Source organism: Niallia sp. MER 6 (genome assembly GCF_023714395.1).
Classification (GTDB): domain Bacteria; phylum Bacillota; class Bacilli; order Bacillales; family Cytobacillaceae; genus Niallia.
Genome location: NZ_JAMAUK010000026.1, coordinates 13917 through 23610, shown reverse-complemented (window position 1 = coordinate 23610; position 9694 = coordinate 13917). Strand labels below are relative to the sequence as shown.

The following is a 9694-nucleotide window of genomic DNA, read 5'->3' as shown; positions in this document are numbered from 1 at the left end:
GAATTAGACCTCACTTTTTTTCAGTGAGGTAGAGGCGCGATATTTAACAGTCTTTAAGCGGAGCTTGAGAATGCAATGATGCTAAAGAGAAGGAAATATCGCCGAAGTGAGCAATAGATCTCAGGTATTGCTTGCTGGGTCTGCAGTTAATAGCTGCAGGACTGTCTCAATAAACTCCCAGTTTATTGAGTTGTGCTATCTCAATTGGAAACAAAGAGAGGACTTTAGGGCAACTATAATATTGCGACCTGAGTGTATCTCAGGTCGCTTTTTGTTTAGGCGCCTAACAGACCATGTGGAGGGAAAACAAATGAAGAAAAAAGCACCATTTTTATTTTTATTGTTGCTTTCAGCTATTATTCTCTTAGCTGGGTGCGGGACAAGCAATGGGTCCGGATCCGGGGATGATGCAGATACATTTAAAGTAGGACTAGAAGCAGGCTATGCACCATTCAACTGGACACAAAACGATGATTCCAACGGAGCAGTCAAAATAGACGGCACTTCAGAATATGCGGGCGGCTATGATGTAGAAGTTGCGAAAAAAATCGCTGATGGTTTAGGCAAAAAACTAGTAATTGTCAAAACGGAGTGGGATGGACTTGTTCCAGCACTTACTTCAGGTAAAATTGATGCAATTATTGCAGGTATGTCTCCTACCGAAGAGCGTAAACAAACAATTGACTTTACAGATAACTATTACAAGTCCAACTTGGTGATGGTTGTTAAAAAAGGTGGTAAATATGATGGCGCAACATCTATCCAAGACTTTAAAGGCGCCAAAGTGACAGCACAGCTGAATACTTTCCATTACTCTGTTATTGACCAAATTAAAGGTGTTTCTAAACAGACGGCAATGGATAACTTCCCGTCAATGCGTGTTGCTCTTGAGTCAGGTGTAATTGATGGATATGTATCAGAGCGTCCAGAGGCAGTTAGTGCTTCCAATGCAAATGATAACTTTGCAATGGTTGAATTTAAAGATGGCTTTGAAACATCAGAAGATGATACAGCCATTGCTGTAGGGCTTAAAAAAGACAGTGATCTTAAAGATAAAATCAATGAAATATTAAAAGGCATCTCAGAAGAAGACCGTACGAAAATCATGGATGATGCAATTGTAAACCAACCTGCAGCAAAATAATGATAACATAAGACCGGCTGTCTTTTTGTGCAGTCGGTTTTATGATGAATAATGGAGGAAAACGATGAGTTTTGAATGGATAGTAAAAATTATTTCCGAAAACTGGCCAATGTTTCTTCGCGGTGCAGGCATGACGCTTTACATCGCATTAATAGGTACAATTATTGGGGCAGTTATCGGTTTAGTCGCTGGAATTGTCCGCACAATACCTGTGCCGGAGCGCGGCTTTAAAAAATTTATTCTAAAAGTTATTAATATCATACTTTCTATATATATTGAGATTTTCCGCGGAACGCCTATGATTGTACAAGCAATGGTCATTTACTATGGTTCTGCATTAGCTTTCAACATCGATATGAATGTAATGTTTGCAGCGGTAATTGTTGTATCCATTAATACGGGAGCATATATGGCAGAAATCGTCCGCGGTGGAATCGTGTCTGTTGAGAAGGGACAGTTTGAGGCAGCTCAAGCAGTCGGCATGAATCATTTCCAAACAATGATGAATGTTGTCTTGCCGCAAGTAGTCCGCAACATCCTGCCGGCAACAGGTAACCAGTTCGTCATTAATATTAAAGATACGTCTGTACTAAACGTTATTTCCGTTTCCGAACTGTTTTTCATGACAAAATCTGTTGCAGGCAATAACTTTAGATATTTTGAATCATTCTTTGTAGCATGTATCATCTACTTTGTGATGACATTTATTGTTACGAGAATATTGCTTTACTTCGAAAGAAAATTAGAAGGACCAGATAACTACAAAATGCTTGGCGAGGAATTGGATGCACAGCCAGGAATGAAGCAATAAAGAAGGAGGAGAGACAATGGAAAAAGTCATAGATATTCAGCATTTAAGCAAAGCCTTTGGCAGCCATGAAGTGTTAAAGGACATTGACTTCTCAGTAAACAAAGGAGAAGTTGTCAGCATTATTGGCTCTTCAGGTTCCGGAAAATCGACCCTTCTTCGCTGTATCAACATTTTAGAAAAGCCAAGCGGTGGTCAAATCATCTTTAATGGAGAGAATATCCTTGATGATAAACATGATATATTTGCTTATCGAAGAAGATTAGGAATGGTGTTCCAGCAATTCAATCTCTTTAATAACCATAATGTTTTAAGCAATTGTGTGGTAGGTCAAATCAAGGTGTTGAAGCGTTCAAAGGCGGAAGCAGAGAAGATAGCGATGAAGTATTTGAAGGTCGTTGGTATGGATCGCTATATAAATGCCAAACCAAAACAGCTGTCAGGCGGACAGAAACAGCGTGTTGCTATTGCTAGAGCGTTGTCAATGGAGCCAGATGTTCTGCTTTTTGATGAACCTACTTCAGCGCTTGACCCAGAAATGGTTGGAGAAGTATTGAAAGTAATGAAGGAGCTTGCTGAGTCAGGACTTACAATGCTGATCGTAACACATGAGATGGAGTTTGCAAGAGAGGTATCTGACCGTATCGTATTTATGGACAAAGGGGTTATTGCAGAGCAGGGAACTCCTGAGCAAATCTTCCTGAACCCAACTCAAGAGCGCACAAAGGAATTCTTGAAGCGCACATTAAAAGAAGCCTAAGAATCAAAAATCGCACCCCAATTGCAGACAATTGGGGTGCTTTTTATTAATCATCCAATGTTGATAAATCACCAGTAGGCAAACCAAGCTCCCAAGCTTTCAAGACGCGGCGCATTATTTTGCCGCTTCTTGTTTTAGGAATCTTTTGGCAAAATTCAATCTCTCTTGGTGCTGCATGTGCTGCTAAACCGGTTTTTACAAACTGCCGTATTTCCTCTTTTAGCTGATCTGACTCTGTATATCCATCGGCAAGGGCAACAAAGGCTTTAATGATTTCTCCTCTAATAGGGTCAGGCTTACCGATAACACCCGCTTCAGCGACAGCAGGATATTCAATCAGCTTGCTTTCAACTTCAAATGGCCCGACCCTTTCTCCAGCAGTCATGATGACATCATCCACACGACCTTGGAACCAGTAGTAGCCATCTTCATCTACGTAAGCACTGTCGCCTGAGATATACCAATCGGAGACAGGGAAATAGCTGTCGTACTTTTCCTGGTTGTTCCAAACTGTGTGCATAAGGGAAGGCCATCCCTTTTTTATTGCCAAGTTGCCCATCTGATTTGGAGGGAGGATGTTGCCTTCATCATCAAGAATAGCTGCTTCTATGCCAGGAAGCGGCTTCCCCATTGACCCTAGCTTTATTTCTAGGCATGGGTAATTACATATAAGCTGTGCTCCAGTTTCCGTCATCCACCAAGTATCATGAATTCTTTGCTTGAAGGCTGTTGCCCCCCAGCGGATTACTTCTGGATTTAATGGTTCTCCCACGCTTAAGACATGCCTTAAGGAGGAAAGATCATGGCTAGGTTCACCTGCAGCCATCAGCATGCGAAAGGAAGTAGGTGCACTGTACCAAACTGTTACACCAAAAGTTTCAATGGTTTTATACCAGCCCTCAGGACTGAAGCGGCCGCCAACCACAATATTTGTTGTCCCAGTTAGCCAAGGACCAAAAATACCATATGATGTACCTGTTACCCAGCCCGGGTCAGCTGTGCACCAGTAGATATCATCCTCCTGTAAATCTAACACCCATTTTGCTGTCTGATAGTGCTGAATCATTGCATTATGGACATGCAATATACCTTTAGGTTTACCTGTCGAACCAGAAGTGTAGTGAAGTATTAAGCCATCCTCGCGGTCCACCCACTCAATATCAAGTTGATCTGATGCTTCCTGGAAATACTTTTGGTAATCAAGATAATTATTCTGCTCCTCCAAATTTTCTCCAACGAGAAAAATCGTTTCTAAGGCAGGAAGGTCTTTGACAGGCACCCTTTCAATTAACTCTGGGGTTGTGATGAGGACTTTCGCAGAGCTGTCATAAAGGCGGTCTTTAACTGCATCTTCCATGAATGCCTCAAATAAAGGGCCGACAATTGCACCGATTTTAATTGCTCCTAATAAGGCGAAATAAAGCTCTGGTGAGCGGGGCATAAAGATGAAAACACGGTCACCCTTTTTTACATTTGCTTTATCTCTTAAAACATTGCCAGCCTTATTGGTCAGCTGCTTTAAGTCGCCAAATGTGTATGTCTCATTTCGTGTGCTGCTGAGGTAGCAAAGGGCTGGTTTATCCTTCTTTGAACCTTCTGCGTGTCGGTCGACCGCTTCATAAGCCAAGTTGACTTTTCCTGTTGTATGCCATGAAAAATGCTCTTCTGCTTGTTGCCATTGAAATTGTTCATACATCACATCATAGTTTTCAAGATTATAATTGCCTTCAACAGGTGGAAACGCTTCCATTTTCATAGGATAAATCATCCTTCCTCTCAAGTCTTGGACTTACTCGGAAATGCTGTTTAAAACCATATACACAATTTTAATGATGAAAACGCTTTATTATGACTATTTTATAAAAAAGTATCAAAATGATTCAATAGCCAAATTAACTAGTTTATGTATTTTTTTAGCTCAACAGCAAACAATGATAGTAATTAAGAATGAGTACAGCAGGCGGAAACTAAATAATGGAGGAATGGAAATGCAAAATAACCCTTCGATTACGTCATCAGAAATTGGCGTACTTTGGATGACATATCAACAAAAAACAATGATTATCAGTATGCTGGAATATCTCATTAATAAAGCAGAGGATCCAAAGGCAAAAGATATAATGACTGATTTATATAAGGAAACAAAACCGTATTGTGAAAAAATAAGAAAAATTTACGAAAAAGAAAAGCTGCCTGTACCGGTAGGGTTTAACAGTGAAGATGTGAACCCTGAAGCCCCAAAGCTGTTCGATAATGGGTTCGACATTATGTTTATCAGACTCATAAAAGAAATCAGCATGGGCATGCATACACTCAATCTGACGATGGCTTATCGGAGTGACATCATGCAGCTGTTTAGAGAGATGACGATAATAACACAAAAGTACTATGACCGGTGCACATCTTACTTGCTTGAAAAAGGTCTGCTTCCGCGCGCCCCATATGTAGCTGTCGAAGAAGGGGTCGAATTTGTAAATGAAAAGAGTTATTTAAGTGGAAGCAATTTGTTTAATGAAAAAAGATCGTTAAATACAGTGGAAATTTCCCATATGTACCATGCAGTTGAAACAAACTTGATTGGAATGCAGGTAATCAACGGTTTTTCCCAGTGCGCGAAGGAAAAAGAGACTAGTCAGTACTTTGCTAAAGGAGGGGAGCTTGCCAAGGAAATTGCCACAAGCCTGGGAGATATTATCTTAAAGAATGACACCCAGCTTCCTGGGCTTTCAGGAGGGAATGTGACAACATCTACGGTAGCGCCTTTTTCAGATAAAATTATGATGTATTGTATCAGCTTATTTTGCAGTTTTTCCTTAGGTGGGAATTCACTTGGAACTGCCTTTAGCTTAAGAAATGACCTGCCTGTCAAGTTTTCAATTGTCATGAAGGATGTATTTGAATATGCCCATGAAGGTGCAAAGCTTATGATTAAATATGGCTGGATGGAAGAGCCGCCGCAAACAAGTAAAATAAAAACAAAATAATTAAAAGCAGACAGCTGGCAGCTGTCTGCTTTTAATTATTAATGCGTTGAACAATTTGCTCGCAAATAAGATGTGTTATAAGAGAATCCTCTATCGACGGATCAGGTATCTGTTCATTTGCTACACAGTCAAGAAAATGATCGGTAATTTGGTAAAAACCCCGTTTAAATAATGTAGGCTCCCAATCGCCAAATTTCGTCACATTCATTTGTTTATGATGATAATGAACGGTTTCAACAAGACTGCTAACAACATATTTGTGAAGACCAGTATGATACTCGATTATTTCCTCTGTTACTCCACCATTTCGATTCATGATTCCGATGGCAATGCAGTTTTTGCCGATAAGCTGAACGATGAGCTGGTTGAGGGTTTCATCAGTCTTAGAGCTCTCGACATTAACTGCAATGACTTCTTCATCCATTAAAAAGCGCAAGGTATCAACAACATGGATGAAGTCTTCTACCACCACTTTTCTTGGGATATCGGGCAATGCAAAGCGGTTTTTTTGCATTAATATTAAATTAGCTTTGCCTTTTTCCTTTAAGCTTGCCACCATAGGAATAAATCGGCGATTAAAGCCGACCATGGCAATTAGTCCATATTTATGTGCAAGCTCGACTATTCTCTCTGTTTCATGCAGATGTAAAGACACTGGTTTGTCTATATACACATGGATTCCGTGCTGAAGCAATAGTTCGGCTGTTTGGAAATGAGCCTCTGTTATTGTGGAGATAAAAGCAGCTTCTATGTTTTTTAATAGCAGCTCCTCAACTGTTTGCACTCTATCCTGAATTCGATATTTTTCAGCAAGCTTTTGGAGTACAGCTTCATTCCTAGTGCAGAGTACTAATTCTATATTTTCTCGTTCTGTCAGAACAGGCAGATAAGCCTTCTTAGCAATATCACCTAATCCAATTACTCCAACCCTCATCTTCATCGTCCTCCAAGTAATTAGTTACTTTGCTTTTAAGTATAAAACAAATAGAACTATAACAAAAAAGGCTTGAGACAAAATAAAATATAGCCTATCGAAATACGAATAATAAAATTACAGCTAAATTTAAAAAATGAAGCTTGTGACTAAATAGAATATGGCTTTAAAATTAGTTCGTTTCATTGCGCTCCAGCCATTCGCTTTACATACTTAATTCCCAGTCCTCTGGTGAATCAGTCACTTATAGATAAATCAGGCTGCCTGTTTAGCAAATCTTCCATTTCACTGCTTCCACAAGGTCTTCCGAAAAGATAGCCTTGCATTGCATGGCAATTAATTGATTTCAGAAGCAATGCTTGATTTACTTCTTCTACACCTTCTGCAAGTACATCTAAGTTTAAGTTTTGTGCAAGATCAACAATGGAAGAGATAATGGTTTCCTTAGATTTATTTTCCTCGAGCTTATTTATGAACTCTTTTGCAATTTTCACTGTATTAATTGGAAACTCAGCTAGATAGGAAAGGGAGGAATAGCCTGTCCCAAAATCATCAATAGAGATAGTTACACCTAATGCTTTTAATGCATGTAGTTTAGGTAGAACTGCTTGTAAATTATTAATAGCAGTTTGTTCTGTGATCTCTAAATCTAAAAAGGAGGAATCTAATTTAGAGATAGCTAATGCTTGTTCTACATCGGTCAAAAGATTTTCCTGATAAAATTGTTTCGGAGAAAGGTTAACTCCCATTTTTAAATAGTAGCCTTTATCATGCCATTTTTTTGCTTGTTTGCAAGCCTCCATTAACACCCATGCACCGAGTTTGTGGATAAAGCCTGACTCTTCAGCGATTGGGATAAATTCACCTGGCAGCAACAGACCAAGCTGTGGGTGCTTCCAGCGGATGAGCGCCTCTGTGCCAGTAATTTTTCCTGCAGATAAATCCATTAATGGTTGATAATGAAGGAAAAACTCCTTGTTCTCTAAAGCATAAGGCATATCCTTTTCTAATAACAGTTTTCTCGTATAAGCTTTTGCTGCATCAGAATAAAATAAATAACAGCCTTTGCCGTTCTCTTTTACTTGATACATTGCTGTGTCTGCTTTTTTCATTAATTCAACAGAAGTCGTGCCATGATCAGGGTAGAGGGCGACCCCAATGCTTGGTGTACTTATGAGCTGGTGGCCGTTGATATCATGAGGGAGCTTTAATGATTTTAGCAGCTCCTTAACGTATTGCTCTGCACTCTCTTTAGTTGTTTCTTTTAGGACAATAGTAAATTCATCGCCGCCTTGTCTAGCTGCCAGATCTGCCAGGGGAAGACTGTTCTTAATTCTGCTTGCTACAGAGAGTAAGAGTTTATCGCCAATATCATGCCCTAAAGTATCATTGATGCTCTTGAACTTATCTAAGTCGACAAATATGACTGCAAGCTGTTCCTTCCTTTCCTGTGCTTTTTCGATTGCCTCAAGGAGATAGGACTCAAATCTTGCTCTATTTGCCAAGCCTGTCAATGGATCATGAAAAGCAAGAAACTGAATTTTTGCCTCGTTTTTTTTGAATGCAGTAATATCTCTGCCGATGCCAAAGATACCGACAATCTTATTTTTTACGACAATGGGAATATTAGTGATGCTGTAATAACCATGACCATATTGGCTATTGATGGCAACTTCATAAACTTGAGGAATGCCTTTTCGCACCTTTTCATAATGTTTTAGAATTTCGTCTTCCTTCGACATTAAGAATGTTGTGCTAGCCAAGCCTTTAATATTTTCATTTGCCATTCCAAGCATTCTTGTCCCAGCATTATTCACGCTCACAAAGTTTCCATCTAAGTCCATAGAAAAGGCAGCATCTGGATGGTAATCAAAAAGAGATTGATAATGCTGTTTATTTAATTCAGCCTTTTCTGTTTGTTCATAAAGGCTGTTAACAAGCCGTCTGTTTTCCGTGATAATCAGGATTTGTCTTAATAGAACAAGCAGAATGGAAACGCTTGTCCCAATTGTTAATGCGTCCATGCCTTCTGAATTTGTAATCATAAAAATAAACAAGATGATGACATTAACATATGGCATGGCTGTGCGAAGAACATCCCGCTGCATGAAATTACTTTTTCGTACTTCTATCTTTTTCTGCGGAGCATTTCTATATAAATTGCCAGTAAATCCGACAAGCAGTGTACCTAACAAGAATAATGGATCAACAAAATCCCCAGATTGATAGCTATCATGATATTGTAAATAGAAATACCAGCTGTCTGCCAAAATATAAATTATTAATCCTGTCAAAATAAAAAAAATGCTCTGACCGGAAAGAAACGACTTTGGACCGAACAGTACGAGAATGACTCCAGCTAAAACAGCTAAATCACCGATCGGGTATGCTAGTGTTATTGCTAAAGCAAAATGTGACATTTGTGCTGAATTAATAATAGGGCTAATGATAAAATGCCAGCTGAAAGTAAATGCAACAGTCATTAAAATAGCAACATCAAATAAAAACCGGGCAACCTGCAATTTTCTTTTGACTAGTGATAGATGATATAAAAATGCGCCAAAGAAGGCAAGAACCTGTATAAAATAAAGAACATCCAAAAAGCTTGGAAATGGAATTTCCTGCTTAAGAATGTTTTCTTGGAAAAACCAAGAAACCTCTGAAAGCATATAGCTCATATTTCCGATGAACAGCAAATACCAAAACGTTTTTACAGGCTGTTCGCTTCTTTTGGCAGCATGTAAAAGCCATAAGGATGCGGCACAGCTGCCTAACACACAGAGAATGTTTGCTCCCCATGTCAGTACAGATTGATTTTCCTGAAATAAATACAACCAGATATAATAGATAACAGTAATAAGCAGAGTAAAAGTAAAACTTAATAAAGGAATTGTATTTTGTCTTTCCATAATGTAACTCCTTGATAAACTTGTGAAAGCAATACTGATAAGTAGCTTTTCCTTTCTTCATCTTATAAGATTTCCTTGGCGTTGCATACTAAATTTTAGGTGATTGTAATAATTGGCAGTGTTGTGATGTGCAAGGGGGAGAAGGATGCTAATGC

Annotated in this window: 7 protein-coding genes and 1 riboswitch; of the genes, 4 read left to right on the top strand and 3 right to left on the bottom strand. The window is 39.1% G+C overall.

Going from position 1 to position 9694, the window contains the following annotated elements:
- The first annotated feature begins 21 nt into the window (after positions 1-21).
- Positions 22-206, top strand: a riboswitch (Lysine riboswitch).
- Positions 207-310: 104 nt separating this feature from the next.
- The 3 genes from M3600_RS22200 (at position 311) to M3600_RS22190 (ending at position 2712) form a co-directional block, all read left to right on the top strand.
- Entirely contained in the window at positions 311-1144 is an 834-nt protein-coding gene (locus tag M3600_RS22200) for a transporter substrate-binding domain-containing protein (protein WP_233316075.1), read from the top strand.
- Between the two features lie 64 nt (positions 1145-1208).
- Positions 1209-1955 carry an amino acid ABC transporter permease gene (locus M3600_RS22195; RefSeq protein ID WP_233316074.1) on the top strand — a complete coding sequence of 249 codons (747 nt, stop codon included), beginning with the start codon at positions 1209-1211 and terminating at the stop codon, positions 1953-1955.
- Between the two features lie 16 nt (positions 1956-1971).
- Positions 1972-2712, top strand: coding sequence for an amino acid ABC transporter ATP-binding protein (locus M3600_RS22190; RefSeq protein WP_233316073.1), 741 nt, complete (start codon positions 1972-1974; stop codon positions 2710-2712).
- 46 nt (positions 2713-2758) lie between these two features.
- Here M3600_RS22190 and acsA read toward each other — a convergent pair whose 3' ends face one another.
- On the bottom strand, positions 2759-4468 hold the full coding sequence (gene acsA / locus M3600_RS22185) for an acetate--CoA ligase (protein ID WP_251647651.1): 1710 nt from the start codon (positions 4466-4468) through the stop codon (positions 2759-2761).
- Between the two features lie 232 nt (positions 4469-4700).
- Between acsA and M3600_RS22180 the strand changes: the two genes are divergently transcribed.
- Positions 4701-5696 (top strand): DUF3231 family protein, encoded by a 996-nt coding sequence (locus M3600_RS22180; RefSeq protein WP_233316071.1) that lies wholly within the window; start codon positions 4701-4703, stop codon positions 5694-5696.
- Between the two features lie 31 nt (positions 5697-5727).
- Here M3600_RS22180 and M3600_RS22175 read toward each other — a convergent pair whose 3' ends face one another.
- Positions 5728-6630, bottom strand: coding sequence for a Gfo/Idh/MocA family protein (locus M3600_RS22175; protein WP_251647650.1), 903 nt, complete (start codon positions 6628-6630; stop codon positions 5728-5730).
- A 236-nt stretch (positions 6631-6866) separates the two neighbouring features.
- On the bottom strand, positions 6867-9539 hold the full coding sequence (locus tag M3600_RS22170; RefSeq protein WP_251647649.1) for a DUF4084 domain-containing protein: 2673 nt from the start codon (positions 9537-9539) through the stop codon (positions 6867-6869).
- Positions 9540-9694 lie beyond the last annotated feature (155 nt).